Source organism: Fusibacter sp. 3D3 (genome assembly GCF_001748365.1).
Classification (GTDB): domain Bacteria; phylum Bacillota; class Clostridia; order Peptostreptococcales; family Acidaminobacteraceae; genus Fusibacter_A.
This window is the reverse complement of record NZ_BDHH01000030.1, coordinates 16303-33348: the sequence shown is the minus strand read 5'-3', so window position 1 is coordinate 33348 and position 17046 is coordinate 16303. Positions and strand designations below refer to the sequence as shown.

The 17046-nt window shown below is 37.2% G+C and carries 21 protein-coding genes, 1 other RNA gene and 1 pseudogene; 11 read left to right on the top strand and 12 right to left on the bottom strand.

Annotation, left to right across the window (positions count from 1 at the left end; all coding sequences use genetic code 11):
* Positions 1-234: 234 nt before the first annotated feature.
* Together F3D3_RS21705 and F3D3_RS21700 are read right to left on the bottom strand one after the other, a co-directional pair.
* Entirely contained in the window at positions 235-1059 is an 825-nt protein-coding gene (locus F3D3_RS21705) for a PLP-dependent aminotransferase family protein (protein WP_255364415.1), read from the bottom strand.
* A gap of 222 nt (positions 1060-1281) precedes the next feature.
* Positions 1282-1662: an ISAs1 family transposase gene (locus F3D3_RS21700; RefSeq protein WP_069876533.1), complete on the bottom strand. Its 381-nt coding sequence runs from the start codon at positions 1660-1662 to the stop codon at positions 1282-1284.
* Positions 1663-1941: 279 nt separating this feature from the next.
* Here F3D3_RS21700 and F3D3_RS24335 point away from each other — a divergent pair, with 279 nt between their 5' ends.
* Positions 1942-2097, top strand: coding sequence for a hypothetical protein (locus F3D3_RS24335; protein ID WP_175438449.1), 156 nt, complete (start codon positions 1942-1944; stop codon positions 2095-2097).
* Between the two features lie 134 nt (positions 2098-2231).
* Positions 2232-2405, top strand: coding sequence for a hypothetical protein (locus tag F3D3_RS24330; RefSeq protein WP_175438448.1), 174 nt, complete (start codon positions 2232-2234; stop codon positions 2403-2405).
* Positions 2406-2607: 202 nt separating this feature from the next.
* Here the strand turns inward: F3D3_RS24330 and F3D3_RS21695 are convergent, their stop codons facing one another.
* A complete protein-coding gene (locus F3D3_RS21695; RefSeq protein WP_255364414.1) occupies positions 2608-2895 on the bottom strand; it encodes a tyrosine-type recombinase/integrase in 288 nt (95 codons plus the stop codon).
* A 159-nt stretch (positions 2896-3054) separates the two neighbouring features.
* Between F3D3_RS21695 and F3D3_RS21690 the strand changes: the two genes are divergently transcribed.
* The 3 genes from F3D3_RS21690 to F3D3_RS21680 all read left to right on the top strand — a co-directional run bounded on the left by F3D3_RS21690 (position 3055) and on the right by F3D3_RS21680 (position 4815).
* Entirely contained in the window at positions 3055-3540 is a 486-nt protein-coding gene (locus F3D3_RS21690; RefSeq protein WP_069876531.1) for a hypothetical protein, read from the top strand.
* Positions 3540-4346: a hypothetical protein gene (locus tag F3D3_RS21685; RefSeq protein WP_139132175.1), complete on the top strand. Its 807-nt coding sequence runs from the start codon at positions 3540-3542 to the stop codon at positions 4344-4346. The genes F3D3_RS21690 and F3D3_RS21685 overlap by 1 nt, the downstream gene beginning before the upstream one ends.
* Positions 4347-4509: 163 nt before the next feature.
* Positions 4510-4815, top strand: a complete 306-nt coding sequence (locus tag F3D3_RS21680; RefSeq protein WP_255364413.1) for a hypothetical protein — start codon at positions 4510-4512, stop codon at positions 4813-4815.
* A gap of 231 nt (positions 4816-5046) precedes the next feature.
* On the opposite strand, the gene F3D3_RS25275 is transcribed toward F3D3_RS21680, so the two are convergent.
* Positions 5047-5274, bottom strand: a complete 228-nt coding sequence (locus F3D3_RS25275) for an ATP-binding protein (protein WP_084389233.1) — start codon at positions 5272-5274, stop codon at positions 5047-5049.
* Between the two features lie 296 nt (positions 5275-5570).
* On the opposite strand from F3D3_RS25275, the gene F3D3_RS21675 reads away from it, so the two are divergent.
* Together F3D3_RS21675 and F3D3_RS21670 are read left to right on the top strand one after the other, a co-directional pair.
* Positions 5571-5831: a type II toxin-antitoxin system Phd/YefM family antitoxin gene (locus F3D3_RS21675; protein ID WP_069876528.1), complete on the top strand. Its 261-nt coding sequence runs from the start codon at positions 5571-5573 to the stop codon at positions 5829-5831.
* Positions 5824-6141, top strand: coding sequence for a type II toxin-antitoxin system RelE/ParE family toxin (locus F3D3_RS21670; RefSeq protein ID WP_069876527.1), 318 nt, complete (start codon positions 5824-5826; stop codon positions 6139-6141). The genes F3D3_RS21675 and F3D3_RS21670 overlap by 8 nt, the downstream gene beginning before the upstream one ends.
* On the opposite strand, the gene F3D3_RS21665 is transcribed toward F3D3_RS21670, so the two are convergent.
* From F3D3_RS21665 to F3D3_RS21630, 8 genes and pseudogenes are all read right to left on the bottom strand, one after another.
* Positions 6115-6837, bottom strand: a complete 723-nt coding sequence (locus F3D3_RS21665) for a Fic family protein (RefSeq protein ID WP_069876526.1) — start codon at positions 6835-6837, stop codon at positions 6115-6117. The two genes, F3D3_RS21670 and F3D3_RS21665, sit on opposite strands and share 27 nt — an antisense overlap.
* 20 nt (positions 6838-6857) lie before the next feature.
* Positions 6858-8033, bottom strand: a complete 1176-nt coding sequence (locus tag F3D3_RS21660; RefSeq protein WP_069876525.1) for a BadF/BadG/BcrA/BcrD ATPase family protein — start codon at positions 8031-8033, stop codon at positions 6858-6860.
* A gap of 68 nt (positions 8034-8101) precedes the next feature.
* On the bottom strand, positions 8102-9031 hold the full coding sequence (locus tag F3D3_RS21655; RefSeq protein ID WP_084389232.1) for a cation diffusion facilitator family transporter: 930 nt from the start codon (positions 9029-9031) through the stop codon (positions 8102-8104).
* A 409-nt stretch (positions 9032-9440) separates the two neighbouring features.
* A pseudogene (locus F3D3_RS23850) lies at positions 9441-9608 on the bottom strand (IS1380 family transposase); the annotation flags it as partial.
* 794 nt (positions 9609-10402) lie between these two features.
* The gene (locus F3D3_RS21645; protein ID WP_374700097.1) at positions 10403-11119 is read right to left on the bottom strand and encodes a Fic family protein; all 717 of its coding nucleotides are present in this window, start codon (positions 11117-11119) and stop codon (positions 10403-10405) included.
* A 121-nt stretch (positions 11120-11240) separates the two neighbouring features.
* Positions 11241-11604: a transfer-messenger RNA gene (gene ssrA / locus F3D3_RS21640) on the bottom strand.
* 14 nt (positions 11605-11618) lie between these two features.
* Positions 11619-12080, bottom strand: a complete 462-nt coding sequence (smpB, locus tag F3D3_RS21635) for an SsrA-binding protein SmpB (RefSeq protein ID WP_069876523.1) — start codon at positions 12078-12080, stop codon at positions 11619-11621.
* A gap of 141 nt (positions 12081-12221) precedes the next feature.
* The gene (locus F3D3_RS21630; protein WP_069876522.1) at positions 12222-13163 is read right to left on the bottom strand and encodes a DMT family transporter; all 942 of its coding nucleotides are present in this window, start codon (positions 13161-13163) and stop codon (positions 12222-12224) included.
* A 190-nt stretch (positions 13164-13353) separates the two neighbouring features.
* On the opposite strand from F3D3_RS21630, the gene F3D3_RS21625 reads away from it, so the two are divergent.
* The 4 genes from F3D3_RS21625 (at position 13354) to F3D3_RS21610 (ending at position 16819) form a co-directional block, all read left to right on the top strand.
* Positions 13354-14106 carry a DUF2087 domain-containing protein gene (locus F3D3_RS21625; RefSeq protein ID WP_139132174.1) on the top strand — a complete coding sequence of 251 codons (753 nt, stop codon included), beginning with the start codon at positions 13354-13356 and terminating at the stop codon, positions 14104-14106.
* A gap of 47 nt (positions 14107-14153) precedes the next feature.
* Positions 14154-14696 carry a GNAT family N-acetyltransferase gene (locus F3D3_RS21620; RefSeq protein WP_069876521.1) on the top strand — a complete coding sequence of 181 codons (543 nt, stop codon included), beginning with the start codon at positions 14154-14156 and terminating at the stop codon, positions 14694-14696.
* A gap of 90 nt (positions 14697-14786) precedes the next feature.
* The gene (locus tag F3D3_RS21615; protein ID WP_069876520.1) at positions 14787-15377 is read left to right on the top strand and encodes an NfeD family protein; all 591 of its coding nucleotides are present in this window, start codon (positions 14787-14789) and stop codon (positions 15375-15377) included.
* Positions 15374-16819 carry a flotillin family protein gene (locus tag F3D3_RS21610; RefSeq protein WP_139132173.1) on the top strand — a complete coding sequence of 482 codons (1446 nt, stop codon included), beginning with the start codon at positions 15374-15376 and terminating at the stop codon, positions 16817-16819. The genes F3D3_RS21615 and F3D3_RS21610 overlap by 4 nt, the downstream gene beginning before the upstream one ends.
* Positions 16820-17046 lie beyond the last annotated feature (227 nt).

Genomic DNA, 17046 nt, shown 5'->3' with positions numbered 1-17046 from the left:
ATTAACTTGACTGAAAGTCAGATTGACACGCTTACCTACGAGCCTATTGGTAATTCGTATTCTAAGTTTAATTTTACTAAAAAAAGGGAAGTCGACTTTGCACAATCGACTTCCTTAGACAAGATTTATAGCAAATGTGGATCATTGTAATATGGTGTAGAACCTCTTTGTGGTCCAACTCTCAACCTCCATAAACTGAAAGAGGACTCGTCCGAACAAGAAAGCTACCGCTTCTCAGCTTTGTAATCGCTGAACAACTTGAGATAATTTTTCAATGCTCACCATAATCTCTTCTTCATCAATATATGAGTATGAAAGTCTAAGGGCATTATTTTTCCTAAAATCATAAATACTGCCTAGATTCAATAGTATTCTTTCTTTTAATGCTAAATGAAACAATTGATCCATTGCCACATTGTGTTTCAAATTTAGCCAAATATAAAATCCACCTTGGGGAATTTGCCAATCCGCTATAGACTTAAAATATTTTTCTAACGCTTCAATCATTAAATTTCTTCTGGATTTTAAGGATTCGCGCATCCCTTCCAAATACAAATCATATTGCGGGCTAGATAAAACTGCCTTTACAATCCACTGCGAAACAGAGCTTGCACCATAGTCCATTTGCATTTTAACATCACCTAAGCGCTCCACAACAGACTCTGCGCCTACAATCCATCCTATTCTCAACCCTGGCGCTAATACTTTAGAGACAGTTCCAAGATAAAGCACCATTCCATTTTCATCCATGCTTTTTAATGATCTTGGTGGTTCTTCATCTAGCCAAATATCGCCGTAAGCGTCATCTTCAATGATTGGCAGCCGGTTATCCATACAAAACTTAAATAATTCTTTTCGCCTCATTTCAGACATAACAACGCCTGTTGGATTTTGAAAGGTTGGAATCGTATATAAAAGCGCATCTTCCCCACTTCTTCTTTCCAAAACGGCATTCCAGTATTGAATTCCTTCGCGATCCATATTTACTCCAAGGAGCTTCATGCCAGCTGATTGAAATACCTGAAGTGATTTAATATAGGATGGCGCTTCTGTATAAATGGATGAACCTTCCTATATTGTCAAGCCTAAAATCATTGATTTTTAAAGCTTTGGTTTAAATAGTTACCTCGCTAACCAGAGCTAAAAGTGTAGAACAGTCATGATATCATGTACTGAATAGCTAAAATGGGTACAGCTTAATAAGCATCCGCTTGTAATACTCTATAAAGGCCGTGATTCCTCTGTTTAGCTATGATGGTGAACCTTCCGTGTCTAATGGGATCATGTCCCAACTTCCTTCCTATCTTCTGTATGTGATCCCCTTGATGTTTTTCCATCTACAGCGATTATTCTGCCAGCGGATTCATTCGATAGCTTGCTTGTCCAGCTTATAAAGGCTCTATTAAAAGAATCACTATCCAAATTTTCAAATACGCGTTTATACGTATCATGAGAAGGTACGCCATTCTCTAAATCCACATATTTTTTAAACCATTCTTTTTTTGCCTCTACAAAGGATTCTACTTCTATCCATGTATTCGCATTTGCAATCATTGCAATCACTGTTGTAAAGATTATTTCTATCAGCTTATGTTTTACTTTCCACTCTTGTCTAAAATCGCTTACATTTTCAAATGCACTTTTAAACATTGTTTTGTCCATATGAATTCTCCTCCAGAGTTTTTTCATGCGATAGCCGTGGACTTGCATGTTATCCTATTATGATTGGACAAATCAAAGACGAAACCGAGTTCCGCCACGTCCTAGCGCATGAACTAGGCCACTACTTTACCACCATATCGACTAAATCACTCGCCTTATTCATATCTGGATATACTTAATACCCACAGAAACGAATCTCGCGCGATTAGATGGGCATGTGATTACCTTATTCCTACATATGATCTATTAGGTTATCTAAAGTCACAAAAAGGTATCTCTGTGGCAGATATTGCACAGGCATTTAAGGTCACAGAAGAACTGCACACCATAAAGTTTACGGTCATGAGTCTTGAAAGGCTCAACTGGAAGGTCGATGATAAAAGACAACTGGTCCTCGCTTCCCTACCCTCTGTTTATATGTACACGCCATTATAATATTTTTACGAAAGGAGTGGCATGGCACTGGATTACGACAAGTTGAAAGTAAGAAGCACCTTGATCGTGATGAAATCACACTGCTTACTGAAGCTTATAGTGCAGATCAAAGTCTGTTCACCTATCTATTCGCATTGTTCACTGGTCTCAGACAAAGTGAGATTTTGGCGCTTACACATGCAGATATCGAAAACGATTTGATCAAGGTGAATAAGACGCTGAACAGGGTTAAAAAGGATGGCAGAAATCAAGTGATCATCACTGCGCCTAAAACGCCGTCAAGCCAATCATCTCTTCACTGCAAATAACTGTTCTCCTGTCAGAGGCGATCGCTTAACCTCAAGATGGCGAAAACTTCAAAATCAATTAGGACTTGAGGAAGATGTAAACTTCCATGCCTTGCGCCATATTTTTTTGTACACTGCTCGCCTCAAGTGTTTTATTAGGATCAGAATGTCCAAAGATGCTCACGAGATGTGCGATGTCTTTTGAGGACAAATAGAAATGATACTAAAATGTCTTCCTTATGGAACGGGTACCAAGTCTATAAACGCCGAAGTATTCACCTACCTGTTTGATCTTGAGCCATGCTGTCTTTGATGTGATCGGTTTGTTAAGACCTCCTCTTGATTTAAAAAGATACTCAAATCCTTGCCGATCTTTTATGGGCTCTTCAATCTCACGCTGCAGTGTCTTATGGATCGGGAGCCTGATTTCTTTCCCAGTCTTTTGAGCTGTCATGTAAAGATCACTCTTACCGTTCACATCTCTCACTCTAAGTTTTAGCAGATCAGATATTCTTAGTCCAATAATATGTTATTTTATTACTATTTTTTTTCAATTTCATTTTCAATTTGACAAATCATATATATAATTGTATCATGTAGAAAATATGTAAATTTACCTTTCAGTTAGTATTTTTTACAAAATTCATTAACAAAACAAGGAGGCAATACAATGCATAAAAGATACTTAAGTTTTGCTCTAATTTTAGCAATTATAGCATCATCTCTATCATTTGCCACTGGTGAAGTAATTTACTATTCTATGCCAGTTTATACTCAGTTAGAAGATGAATGGTGTTGGAATGCTGTAGCTCAAATGGTAGCAGATAGTCGTTTTAACGTTACTAAAAGTCAATATGATGTTGCAGATATAGATTACAAAAAATCCACCGGATACAGCTATACATCATCACAAAGTTTCATTGTAGGCAAATTAAGGACTTCTAACAATCCAATAGCTCTTGGAATGGAATTTTCAAACGGTGCCGAGCATGCTCTTGCTGTACATGCTTATGATGATAGAAACTATAATCAAAGAATATTCTATGTTGATCCGGGTCCCGGACAGGCAACTAACGAATATTTTTCATGGGATGAACTTCAATATACAGGACTTTATGTAATAGGAACGTCATATTATTTGGATGGTGAATGGTAATGAAAAAAATTAGAATTTTATTGGTTTTAGCGCTGATTATTAGTACAGTTTCACTTTCTTTTGCGCAAGATGATACAGTATCAATTACGATAAAAGACGATACTATTATAACTCAACTCAATGAATTTATTTCAGCCGAATCTAATAATGAAAATGTTGAAATTTTTACAAGTAAAGACAAGTTAAAAGCATCTGATTTCTATTCTCATAAAAATAACGATTTTGTTCAAATTTATAATCTCACTCAAAAATTATCAGATTATTCACTAATTGATTCCAAGACAACCACCGAAATAATGGAAAATACATTAGTAAGTTATTATACTCTTTTAGTTTTAGATGATGGAACAAAGGCAGCGCTGAGATTCTTAATAACTGATGATGGAATTTTAGAACACGGTTATATTGGCATTGATGATTCCTTTTTAAAAGCCTGTTATGATGATCAGTTTATTAAGAAAATTTTAATAGATCAATCCATAAAAAAATTTGACAAACTTAAAATGGTTGATTTTATTGGCTATAACTTTAAAGGATTATATGTTGAAGCCGATAACAACCAGTTTATAATTCCGTTTTTTAACGAGTCAAAAGACTTGTCAAACTATGAACTATTCACAAAGTATGAAGCTCAAGAAATACTCAACAAGCTAAAAGATTTATCAATATCAAACACTGTAGATAATAAAATGGGTGGTTATTCTACTCGTCATGACTCAATGAATTATACTATTTGGGTTTTAGCAGGATTATTTGTAATTTCACTTTTCATATTTCTATTTAAAAGGAAACAAACGCAGCGCTGATCATAGAAAGTTGTGGCTTGTATGCTTGTCGCTTCATCCGTTCTACTAAGTCATCAAGATTTTGTTTTAGATTATCTTCATAGGACATCTTCATTTGAATATCCACTCTGGCTGACTAAAATTTGCTCCTACCGCTTTTGGTGTCGGACACCAAAGTGGTTAAATTCTTTTCATTTGTCATGGCAACATTTGCAGGTCGCCAATGGCAGAGTATGTCATGAAAGATCTGGTTGCCAAACATCGGTTAAGCGATGTTTTCGAAATTGCTTCAGCAGCGACGAGCACAGAGGAAATCGGCAATGACGTCCATAGGGGCACCCGTCAGATTTTAACTGCACACGGCGACATTGCTGACCCTTGGTATACCGGAGACTTTGAAATCACTTATCAAGATGTTATGAAAGGTTGCGAAGGACTGCTATGTTATTTAACATCGAAAACGCATCAAGAGAAGCCTGCGCGTTTTTAGACGATCAAATTGTCCAGTACAAAGCCATGAAATTGATCATTTGATTTATATGTAAGCATGTATGCACTTAATCTATAATAGTTTACTCGAGAAAGGACTAAAATAACGCCTCAATAAATTTTGCTCAGTTTTACAATAGCTATTTATCTATTTGAAAACAGGCTCAAAAATTGCAAGTTCACCAGAATCAGAATCATAATTACCTTTATGGTCAAATTATGGTTAATCCAATCAAAAAAACAAACGAACCCTTGCGTTTGCACATGTTTCTTGAATATCATCGACACCTACTGCATCTCCTTGATCGTTTACACCAAATATTATTGTTCCAGTTTCATAGTTCGCATACGCACTTACTGTTTTTAAAAACGTATTGTTTGCAACGTATTTTTTTTCGTTGCATTCTACGTTGTGTTTTGCAACGTAAAAGATATTTATTATAGTAGAGGATGATCTCATAAACCATTGATGATAAAAGGTTTCTTATTTTCACAATATCTGACATAACTTGTGAAATTCAGATTGGTTCCTAACTCTATACCATAACGCTATGCAATAACTATAATTTTTTCTCCATTTCGAATCGCTTTAATTGACACTGTTAGACGGCTAAATGACTTTCAATATATGTCCTCACTGATTCTAGCACTAACACTTTACTTGTGCTGTGCATTTTGTGTAGTCTAATGTATAGCTAAATCATCGGTATCGTGGTATAATTATGGTACAATAAAGCCACGGAAGGAGATGATCAAATGCCTCAAATTATTCCAATTAGAGACCTAAAAAACACGAGCGAGATTTCTCAAATGTGCCATGAATCCAAAGAACCCATCTATATTACTAAAAATGGGTATGGTGATATGGTCATTATGAGTATGGAAACCTACAAAGAAAAAATGTATATCCTAGACGTCTACGACAAACTAAATGCAGCAGAAACTCAGCTCTCAGAAGGAAAAGTACTTGATGCACAAAAGGCTTTAAAAAGTGTTAGAGAGAAATACAATGTATAAATTGACAATCACCGAACTTGCACAGAATGATCTTGATGAGATTGTCAAATATATTTTACTTGAGTGTGCTAACAAAATGGCTGCTGTCTCATTTCTGGATGAGGTGGATAAATGCTACGCTTTACTTCAAAATAGTCCGCGCATCTATAGTATATGCCTAAATAAGCGTTTGGAAAAAGAAGGTTATAGACGCACAACGCAAAGCGCTTCAATTTTGGAGTGCTTTGCGTTTACTCATATAAAGCAAAAATCTAACATTGGCATTAAGACAAAAAAGCTATTTCTAAAATTTGCTCCTGCTCATACTTAAATACTTATCTAACTGCTCTTCTTCAAGAACAGCAATCATATTTTCAAAAAAACTTAAATCTCCTTTAACTGCATATGCTTCAATCGTATTAAAATATTCTAATCGAGATTCCTTTTTTATTGAGATCGGCAACAATCCATTTGCCATAAGTTGATAGTTCATAATAAGTCTTGAGGTTCTGCCATTGCCATCAACAAAAGGATGTATTTTTACAAATTCAGCATGAGTCCATGCAGCGCATTCAATAGGGTTATCAAATACCTTTTCTACCAAATCCATGTAAAAGGCTTTTATTTGAGCGTACATATCACTTGGTGATGGTGGTGTGTGTTCGGCACCGGATATATAGACATCCACATGACGATAGATGCCGCCTGTCATAATGGTTTCCATTAAAATTGCATGAATATCTTTAATGATCTTTTCATTTAGTAAATGTCCATCTGTAATGCAACGCTTAACATATTGATAGGCTTTATTATGGTTAATGACCTCATAAAGCTCTCTTAATTGTTTTCCACCTATTGATAAACCTTCTTCAAGAACAACTTTTGTTTCTAAAAGTGTCAGTGTATTGCCTTCTATAGCAGTTGAATTGTGGGTATAATCAAGTTCAAAAGCCTGTCTATAACTATTTATACTCACTTCTGGAAGATCATTTTTTATTTGATTGTATTGTTCAAGTTTTTCAAACATTCTTTTGTGCTTAATCTCAATCACCTCATTTCAACTTTCACTTGATTGCCCTTGTTCTTCTGGACTATTTTATGAATTTCATCTTTTTTTTCTAATATTTCACTTAGAAGCATTTTAGTCACGCCAATCCTAAGTGGATCACCTTCATTAGATCCGTAATGTGAGAATATGAGTCTTTTTTGATCATCGATTAATGCGATTTTTGTCGTCGTCGATCCTGCATCGATGCCCAAATAAGTTGGATCACTCACATCTTCAATAGGGAAACGTTTTACTTTATGCTTTTCATGTCGCGCCACAAATTCAGCATAGGCTTCCTCTGATTTGAATAGTGGTTCTGACAGATCTGATGTATCTCTTGATTCACAGTAGATGGATGGCATTCTGTCATATAGACAATGCGGATCCATATCTTCAGAAGTTTTGGATGATAATGCGGCACCAAGCGCAACAAAATACTGGGTATGATCCAGAGTGACGCTTTCGTTCACACCAAGATTTAAAGTGATTTCAAAACGTTTCTTGAGTTCAGGCAAAAATGATAACGGACCGCCTAAAAACGCGACTTTACCTCTGATGGGTTTTCCGCATGCAAGCCCGCTGATTGTCTGATTGACTACCGCTTGAAGTACTGAAGCGGCAATATCTTCCTTTGATGCCCCTTCATTGAGCAAGGGTTGAACGTCGGTTTTGGCAAAGACGCCACATCTAGAGGCAATAGGATAAATTTCCTTATGGTTTTGAGCCAAATTATTAAGTCCAAGCGCATCCGTTCTAAGCAGTGAGGACATCTGGTCAATAAAAGAACCCGTTCCACCGGCACAAGTACCGTTCATACGTTGTTCAACAGTCGTTCCAAAATACATGATTTTTGCATCTTCACCACCAAGTTCAATGGCCACATCTGTGTCTAGTGCATATTTCTTAATCGCTTTAGTGCAAGCCACAACTTCTTGGATGAATTTGACGCCAAGACTTTCAGCTAGACTTAATCCAGCTGAACCGGTGACCATGAATTTAAGAGTTGCAGAACTTAACAACTCATGAACGTCTTCAAACAATTCCGTGACAGTCTTTTTTATATCGGAAAAGTGTCTACGATAATCTTTAAATACTATAATGTCTTCTTCATCTAATACAATCATTTTTACAGTAGTAGACCCGACATCTAATCCTACATTCAACCTTCGATTCATATGACACCTCCTAAGATGCAAATAATATTATGCTAAATAAAACTAGAAACCTGACTTTATTCATACAATCAACTATTGAAAAAATCCTTTGAACTGCAATTGTCAACTTCTGCTTGCAATGTAATATGACTTATATCATAATGTTCTTTCAGTAAGTGCTCAATTTTATTGTAGACTAATTGTACTTCAGACAATAACATGTCCGAAAGATCTATATGCGCTTCAAAATAAATTGTTTTTTCATCAGTCATCCATGCATGTACATGATGAATGTTTTTCACATTTTCAATAGCCTCAATTTCTTCTTTTATATGTTCATAGTCAAGCGAAGGTGAAGATTGCATCAAAATGTCAATGGTTGTCTTGGTAACATGCCATGCTTCTCTTAATATATATAATGATATTGCAATGGTCACAATGGGATCTATCCATAAAACATTCCAATATTTGATTGCAATACCGCCCAATAATACACCCACGGATGAAACGGTATCACCTAACAAATGCAAATAGCTAGATTTGATATTCAGATTCTCATGAGAATCTTTTTCCAGTAGAAAAACAGAAAAAAGATTGGCAATTAAACCAATAAAAGCAACTATGATCATCAAATTTCCATTAATAGCTTCCGGTGAATTAAACCTCTTGATAGCCTCAATGATTAATAATAATGACAACGCAATCAAAACAGAAGCATTTATGAATGCGGCTAGAATTTCTGCTCTTTTATAACCATAAGTCCGTTTTTTATCTTTTGGTTTTTGACCAATTTTATTTGCATAATAGGATAAGGCGATTGCAATCGTATCACTTAAATTGTGCATTGCATCCGACAATAGTGCTAAACTTCCAGAAACAATTCCACCAATTATTTCTGCTATAGTAATTGTCGCATTCAATAAAGTCACCCAAAATATTTTTTTGCCAGATAATTGTGAAACGTCGTGAGAATGCCCAGCATCCTTTAAATGGCCATGGTCATGATTGTGTTCATTCATTTTATACATCTCCTTTTTGTCAAAAACAATTCTATGGCGTCACTAAACACCAATTTATTCATATGAATATATGTTCATATGTTCATATGTTCATACGAATAGCTTACTCTTATCTTTTTCCTTTGTCAAGTTGAAGTTCTGAGCGTCACGGTGTTTGTCAACTAAGTTGTCAGTAAAACCTAAATTCTACGTCGTTTTTCGAAAAGTACTAGAATTCAATATTTTCGCTAAACCTATGATGAATTTAAGTAGTTACTCCTACATTTCAACATTTTTCACACACCTTCCTCAACACATTTGAATAGGATATACCCATTATTCTCAACTAAGTTTCAAAAATCAAAATTGTTGGTTCAATTAAAAAACCACTCGATTCACTCAAGTGATTCAAGAGGCAATTTATCAATCGTTACGACTGTAAGCAGATACATTTTTTATACACCTCTTGATAAGGATATTTGCTTGAGAGCTTCATAATCACAGACCTAGCTGTTTTGATAATTTTAGCCGCAATAAAAACGTATTTCAATCGAAATGTCTTTATCTGCTGCCTATATTCAGACACATCCAAGTAGTCACACAAGCTATGGGGCTCAGAGACCTAAATGGCGGTAACTTTTTTTCAGTGGTTGTGATGCAGTGAAATGAAAGGTTGTAGAAATTGAAAGTGAGTTATCGCCGAAAGGGTGCCTGAGCAAGGTATGGCGGTTGTTCAGTTTGTAAATTCGTCTCATAGACCCAAAATGCGGTATCTATACGGCCACTCCTATAGAGCATCTCTAAAATCTCCGCACTGGTGGTTCTCACCCACGTGTTACTGACTTCACAAAAGCGCTAAACGTAACTTTTTGACTTATTAGGTAATTATGCAATTTCCACATGTATTTGAACTCATTTAATGCATGTATTTTCAATACATTGGACAATTTTACATCGCACAAAAATCCTCTTCTATTCGCTCCGTTGAGATAAGGTCCATGCACATACTCACGGGGAATCGAGCAGCCGCTGCGCTCGAGTTCAGCAGTCGTAACAGCTTGCGCTGTTCCTTTGTGCTTCACTCTCTCCCTTGGAGATTCTTCGAATCTCCAAGCTACGAGGTTTCGACTCCCTCCATCTCCAGTCCACCTTGGGGCGCTCCGTTCATACAACACCCCAACACATACATATGGGGAGTCGCTCCGCACCTTCGCCGCCTTTTTGGCGCGGCTCAGGTGCTATCACGCCAGGGCCTAAAAAACGTCCCCCGGACGTTTTTCTTAACGGTCCGTTCGACTCCCACAGCATCCACTCAATAAAAGGAAAGACCCATGCGTTTGCATGGGCCTTTCCTTTTATTGTATACCCCGAACAAGAAAGCTAACATGTGAATTAACCCTTGCTCATGCTTAAATACCGATCTAATTGCTCATCCTCAAGAACCGCAATCATATTCTCAAAAAGACATAAATCCTTTGTAACAGCGTAGGCTTCGAGAGCATTAAAATACTCTAATCGGGATTCTTTTTTAATTGAGATCGGCAAAAATCCATTTGCCATCAGCTGATAATTCATAATAAGTCTTGATGTTCTACCATTGCCATCGACAAAAGGGTGTATTCTCACAAATTCAGCATGGGTCCATGCGGCACATTCTATAGTACTTTCAAATGTTTTATCAATTAAATCCATATAAAAGGTCTTTATTTGAGCGTACATTTCACTTGGTGATGGTGGCGTATGCTGAGCACCTGAAATATAGACATCTACATTGCGGTATATACCACCAACCATAATATTTTCCATCAATATCGAATGAATATCTTTGATGATATTTTCGTTTAAGACAAGTTTATCCGCAATACATTTTTTAACATATTGATAAGCTTTATTATGATTAATGACCTCATACAGCTCTCTTAAATGTTTCCCACCAACTGATAAACCTTCTTCGAGTACTGCTTTAGTTTCTAAAAGGGTGAGTGTATTGCCTTCAATAGCTGTTGAATTATGAGTATATTCAAGTTCAAAAGCCTGCCTGTAACTATTCAAACTCACTTCTGGAAGATCACCTTTAATTCGGTTGTATTGTTCAAGTTTTTCAAACACTCTTTTGTGCTTAATGACAATCACCTCATTTCAACTTATTAACTTCATTATATTTCGTTTCGAATCATTTTAAAAATACCCCCAACTAACTTATTCAAGTCATTTGGGGGTATTTTTTTATTGGTGGAGCCGAGGGGAATCGAACCCCTGTCCAAAAACAAATTCCTACCGCTTTCTCCGAGCGCAGTCGCTTCATAAGATTCGCTCACAAGCACGTTTAACGACACACACGCTAGCAAGCTATTTCTATTATACTACCAAATCAAATTAGAAAAGCATCTGATCCAGAGACCCCAGCAGGGTTTAGGTCAAGATCCTAAGCGGCTGAGATAAGGCCTAGGGTTGACGCTGCGATTAGGCAGCTAGTGCAAAATTTTCGTTTGCAATTATATTTAAGTAGTCCAGTTCGTTAACGTGTACCCCAGACCAAGAAACACGGCTCGCTTACAGTAGTGCATCATCCCTGTCGAAACCTGGACGGCCCCATGAATGGGTTTGCCTATCGGTTGTAATTCTTCAAGGCTTTTTGAATATTGCGTTCAGCATCCTTCTTCGCAAGTGTTTCGCGCTTATCGTAATTTTTCTTTCCTTTAGCAACCGCAATTTCGATCTTAACCAGACCTCTTGGGTTGATATAGAGCCTCAGTGGCACAAGTGTATAGCCATCACGTGCTTTGAGATCTTCCATTTTGATAATCTCGCGCTTGTGTAACAAAAGACGCCTCGTTCTAAGAGGATCCTTGTTAAATTGATTGCCGTGATCATAAGGTGTGATATTCATCCCAATGATGAACATCTCGCCATTTCTGATCTCAGCATAGGCTTCTTTAATACTTGCTTTACCATCTCTGATGGATTTTACTTCTGTTCCGAAAAGCTCAAGACCTGCTTCATACGTATCTTCTATGAAGTAGTCGTGTCTGGCTTTTTTGTTATTGGATATAAGTTTGAATTCAGCCATGGGCTACCTCCTTTCAAATACATATGTTACATTTTATAATGCGTTTAATTTACCGAACTTTATCAGTTTAACACAAACGCTGCCATTGTTCAATTCTTGTGACCGTTTAGTAATCAGAATTTAATAATCCTATAGCGCCTTTCAATCCCCACGATGCAACAAGACCACAGATAATATCACCAATAAAGCGCCCCCGACTTGCATCCCATTGAGATGCTCTTTTAAAATCAAGAAGGCTATGATCAGTGTCAAAGGCAGCTCAAGCGTTGCCACGATACTCGTTCTCTCCGAACCAATGATTCCAATGGATTTATAGAAAAAAATCACGGGTAAAATTCCAGCACATACCGCTATGATAAAAATGTATTTGAGCAAATGCAAACTTAAGATTGGAACGATGCCATATACCCCTACCACACTGGCAAATGAAACGCTCAATCCAAATAACGAGGTATAGAAAAGCACGGTGTAATGATCCATCTTAACCATCTTAAAATCTGCATAGAGATTATAAAAGGTGTACGTCAACGCACTTGCAAGTCCAAATCCGACGCCGATCAAAGAAAGCGTCATTCCCTTCACCGCAAAAATGTCGAGGACGAGTACAATTCCAATCATCGCCAAAATCAATGCCATGTAATTTTCCTTTTTAAGTTTTTTAGTCCCTGTAATGGCAAAGAAAAGCGTCACAAAAACAGGATTCGTAAAAAGAAGCATCGAAGCGATTCCCGCATTTAAGTGCTGTAATGCTAAATAGAAAAAAATATTGGTTCCAAAAGCGCCAAAAATGCCCTGTATGGCAGTTTGCTTGAGCTGAATTTTAGAGATTTTAAGTTTATCTTTATGAAAAATCAACAACGTCATTAAAATGAGCACTGTCCCAATCAGATATTGATAAAAACTGAGTATCAAAGGCGCTACACCTTCTACTAGGATCATTTTACCCAGAATTGAATTAAAGGCATAAATACTAGACGCAATAACTGCATATAGAAAACCTTTTTGCTTTAATAATCTTTTTTCCAATCTGATCGCCACATTTTCTGCTTCGGATTCTATTTGGAGGTTTTCATCTCTTGCCATCTCGACACCCCTTTTATTTGTTCTCAACTGATTATACTACAGATCGTAGTCACAGTCACTGATTTGATCACATAAACTGCTTTGATCACACAAAATATATATTGCAGAATGTTGACATTTTAGATAAACTTTTATATAATTTGTTTATATTTATAACAAACATTTTATCTTATCATTACAGAGGTGACCCATGAAACCAAATTATATCGACGCCAACATAGAAACCCTAAAAAACGGATACCAATATCATGCTGACAAAGGCACGTATAACTGTATCGAATGTGGTGCTGTCTATGAAGAGGGTGAAATCTTTCCCTATGAAAACCGTTTTTTTACTGCTGAAAAAATGATTCAGCATCACATTGTACATGAACATGGTCAAAGACTTGAAACTCTTTTATCACTCGATAAAAAATTAACTTCCATCACAGATAATCAAAAAGAAATTTTGATTTTAATGGCCTCTGGCGTTTCGGATAAAGAAATAGCCAAATCCCTAAAACTTGCACCTTCCACGGTGAGACATATGCGCTTTACGATGAAGGAAAAAGCAAAACAGGCCAAACTCTTTCTTGCGCTATATGAACTGACCTTTGAAGCACATCCCTCAAGCTCAGACATCGTACCGATCCACGCACACGCCACCATGATTGATGATCGTTACAAAATCACAGCAGATGAAGCCAAGGCTATTCTTGAGCGTGCATTCATTTCCCTTGAACCTTTAAAACTCAAAACCTTCTCTACAAAAGAAAAGAAAAAACTCGTTATTTTAAGACAAATCGTTTCGACGCTCGATCCTCAAAAACATTACACTGAAAAAGAACTCAATGTCATTTTAAAAGCCATCTACCCAGACTATGTTACATTAAGACGCTATCTCATCGAATACGGTTTTATGGATCGCTCTAAAGACGGGTCTGATTATTGGCTCCGATCGTAACCTCTAATTTCTAGTCCACATCATTTGAAGGAGAAAGGATACTCAATATGCCCTATAGCCATTGTACAGAACGACTTATCATCAGGCCGGCTCAGTTGAGAGAACTCGATGAACTCATGAGCGTTGCAAATACATGGGAGAACAAAGTCCTTACAGAAGGGGAAGCTTTTACCGAAGATTACTTTATCAAAGCCATCGAAGAAGGCGACCTCCCCCCTATTCCAAATGCCAGTCGTGACCACTTTGATTTTTATTCGATTCTAAAAAAAGACACTCTAGAAATAATAGGTTTTATGGAAATATATATGGGCTATCCAGATGACAAAACCCTCTGGATAGGCATGTTCGTTATTGACAGTTCACAGAGGCGTAATCACTATGGTCATGAAATCATTTCAAATCTCAATACCCTTTATACTAAATTGCCTTTTAGCAAAGTGGGCGTTGGGGTCAGCTTGAAAAACTGGAGAGGTCTTCGATTTTGGCATAAAATGGGTTTCAATACACTTTTCAACGTCGCTGGAGATATCGAATGCACTGAAGAGACACATGCGCTTATAGGGCTTATTAAATCAAACAAACTTGTTTAAGCCTAACTTAATACTAATTTAATATCAAAGCCTCTGATTTATGGTATTATACTTTTGGATGGTAAACCCACAGAAAGGAGGTTCAATTTTATGCTATTAACATTGGAAAAAATATATTTGTACGTGGCTATTCCAGCATCCCTCATCTTACTCATCCAAACACTCATGACAATCTTTGGTCTCTCGGGCGAAATTGATGCAGATTTTGATGCTGATGGTGATGTGGATATTACAGGTGCCAGTCATATGACACTGTTTTCAGTGAGAAACATTATTGCTTTTTTTACTTTTTTCGGTTGGAGTGGTCTTTGGTTAGTCACCAAAAATATACCAGTCGTATTGACGCTGTTCTTTTCCATTGTCATTGGTCTGATATTCGTTATGATCTCCATGAGCTTGTTCTTACTCATCAGTAGAATGCAGCGTAATGGTACTCTGAATTTTGACAATGCACTGGATCAAGTTGGTGAAGTCTACATTCCCATCCCACCGAATCGACAAGGTGCAGGTAAAGTCATGATCGCCGTTCAAGGCTCCTTGAGAGAACTTGAAGCTATAACGGATGAATCCACTGTGATTAAAACAGGCACAAAAGTTAAAGTTTTAGCTATCTTTGGAACCAATCAACTTTTAATTGAAACTTATACCCTCGATACTCAGAATAAAGGAGATAAAAAATGATCATTGAAAATTTTTCAGGTGTCATGTTTGTATCAATGGCAGCAATTTTTATATTTGGTTTGTTCATCGCAATCCTATCGCGCTATAAAAAATGTCCTTCTGATAAAATCCTCGTTAAATATGGTTTAGTCGGTACGAATTCAGATGGCGTCAAAAGTGCCAAATGTATCCATGGTGGTGCAACACTTGTTTGGCCAGTGATCCAAGCCTACCGTTATTTAGACTTAATCCCGATGTCCATCGAAGTCAACCTTCAAAATGCACTTTCTAAACAAAACATCAGAATTGACGTGCCTTCAAGATTTACCGTAGGGATCAGCACAGAAGCTGACATAATGCAAAATGCAGCAGAGAGACTTTTAGGACTTAAAAGTGAAGAAATACAAGAACTTTCTAAAGACATCATCTTTGGTCAATTGCGTCTCGTTGTTGCCACTATGGACATCGAAGAAATCAATACGGACAGAGATAAATTTTTAGAAGAAGTATCAAGAAATGTTGAATCAGAGCTCAAGAAAATTGGTTTAAGATTGATCAACGTAAACATCACAGACATCAGCGACGAATCGGGTTACATAGATGCCTTGGGTAAGGAAGCCGCTGCCAAAGCTGTGAACGACGCTAAGATTTCTGTATCACAAAAAACAAGAGATGGTTCTATCGGTGAAGCACAAGCCTTAATGGATCAAAGGGTTAAAGTGGCCGATGCCAATGCAACTGCCGTAGAAGGTGAAAACCAATCTAAAATTAAAGTGGCTGAATCCGATGCTAAGCGTCGTGAAATGGAAGCCATTGCCAACAAGCACGCAGTGGCAGCTGAAAAAGTACAACAAGCCAAAGCACTTGAAGAATCTTATGTGGCTCAAAAAGATGCTGAAAATGCACGTGCTGAACTTGAAAAAGCAACACGTGAAGCTGATCAAATCGTTCAAGCAAAAATTGAAAAAGAACGTGTTGAAATTGCGGCTGAAGCAGAAGCAAGTAGAATTCGAATCAACGCTAAAGGTGAAGCTGATGCCATCTACTTAAAACTTGAAGCGCAAGCAAGAGGTACTAACGAAATGCTCGTCAAACAAGCCGATGGTTTCAAAGCGATCGTCGAGGCTGCTGGTGGTGCAGAACAAGCCATGAAACTGATGGTTGTTGATAAGTTACCAGAACTTATTGAGAAACAAGTTGAAGCGATTAAAAATATCAAAATTGATAAAATCACAGTTTGGGATAATCTCGGCGGTGACGATGGTAAAACAAACACCGCTAAATTTGTATCTGGCATGATGCAATCCATCCCACCTCTTAACGAAATGTTTAACATGGCAGGACTTGATATTCCAAGCTATTTAGGAAAGGCACATACAGACGTTCAACACTCTATAGCGCCTGAAATGTCGTCATCAGCTCAAGAGGCTGCTCAGGCTGCTGAATTTAATACCACTGAATAATGAAACAAGTTATGACACTTGAGCGCTATTTGGCTCAAGTGTCATAACTTGTTTGTATCCAAATTTTAATATAACCCTTGAGGAGATGTCCCCCACTTTTCTAAGTGGGGGTTCATATGCCTAATTCAGTGGGAGTCCAAACACCCACTGAATGCAATCCGATAGGATTGTGCAAGTGTTACGAAGGTAGCGAAGCGGACTGAGTATACGCTTTGAAATGCCATGGT

Excerpts from the sequence above, each read along its gene's own strand:
- F3D3_RS21700 (WP_069876533.1), bottom strand. The coding sequence starts at position 1,662 with ATGGACAAAACAATGTTTAAAAGTGCATTTGAAAATGTAAGCGATTTT.
- F3D3_RS21690 (WP_069876531.1), top strand. The coding sequence starts at position 3,055 with ATGCATAAAAGATACTTAAGTTTTGCTCTAATTTTAGCAATTATAGCA.
- F3D3_RS21685 (WP_139132175.1), top strand. The coding sequence starts at position 3,540 with ATGAAAAAAATTAGAATTTTATTGGTTTTAGCGCTGATTATTAGTACA.
- F3D3_RS25275 (WP_084389233.1), bottom strand. The coding sequence starts at position 5,274 with ATGAGATCATCCTCTACTATAATAAATATCTTTTACGTTGCAAAACAC.
- F3D3_RS21675 (WP_069876528.1), top strand. The coding sequence starts at position 5,571 with ATGCCTCAAATTATTCCAATTAGAGACCTAAAAAACACGAGCGAGATT.
- F3D3_RS21670 (WP_069876527.1), top strand. The coding sequence starts at position 5,824 with ATGTATAAATTGACAATCACCGAACTTGCACAGAATGATCTTGATGAG.
- F3D3_RS21665 (WP_069876526.1), bottom strand. The coding sequence starts at position 6,837 with ATGTTTGAAAAACTTGAACAATACAATCAAATAAAAAATGATCTTCCA.
- F3D3_RS21660 (WP_069876525.1), bottom strand. The coding sequence starts at position 8,033 with ATGAATCGAAGGTTGAATGTAGGATTAGATGTCGGGTCTACTACTGTA.
- F3D3_RS21655 (WP_084389232.1), bottom strand. The coding sequence starts at position 9,031 with ATGAATGAACACAATCATGACCATGGCCATTTAAAGGATGCTGGGCAT.
- smpB (WP_069876523.1), bottom strand. The coding sequence starts at position 12,080 with ATGGCTGAATTCAAACTTATATCCAATAACAAAAAAGCCAGACACGAC.
- F3D3_RS21630 (WP_069876522.1), bottom strand. The coding sequence starts at position 13,163 with ATGGCAAGAGATGAAAACCTCCAAATAGAATCCGAAGCAGAAAATGTG.
- F3D3_RS21625 (WP_139132174.1), top strand. The coding sequence starts at position 13,354 with ATGAAACCAAATTATATCGACGCCAACATAGAAACCCTAAAAAACGGA.
- F3D3_RS21620 (WP_069876521.1), top strand. The coding sequence starts at position 14,154 with ATGCCCTATAGCCATTGTACAGAACGACTTATCATCAGGCCGGCTCAG.
- F3D3_RS21615 (WP_069876520.1), top strand. The coding sequence starts at position 14,787 with ATGCTATTAACATTGGAAAAAATATATTTGTACGTGGCTATTCCAGCA.
- F3D3_RS21610 (WP_139132173.1), top strand. The coding sequence starts at position 15,374 with ATGATCATTGAAAATTTTTCAGGTGTCATGTTTGTATCAATGGCAGCA.